General features: G+C 40.3%; 1 protein-coding gene. It reads right to left on the minus strand.

Annotated features, from left to right (window positions below):
• A partial coding sequence (locus SB679_RS25965) for a TonB-dependent receptor plug domain-containing protein (protein WP_410705269.1) occupies window positions 1-243 on the minus strand: 243 nt, incomplete at both ends.

Genomic DNA, 243 nt, shown 5'->3' on the forward strand with positions numbered 1-243 from the left:
CGATGGACCTGAAATTGACTCCAGTTTTCACATCTGCTTCAATATGCAGTCCTTTGCTTTTACCTCTTTTGGTGTTTACAATGATGACTCCATTGGCCCCTCTGGAACCGTATAATGCATTGGAAGAAGCATCTTTAAGAAAGGAAATACTCTCAATATCAGAGGAAGAAATACTGTTCAGATCCCCGTTGTAAGGAATACCGTCCAAAACAATTAAAGGATCACTGGAAGCATTGATGGAAC

It is taken from the genome of Chryseobacterium sp. SIMBA_029 (genome assembly GCF_046535275.1).
Taxonomy (GTDB): domain Bacteria; phylum Bacteroidota; class Bacteroidia; order Flavobacteriales; family Weeksellaceae; genus Chryseobacterium.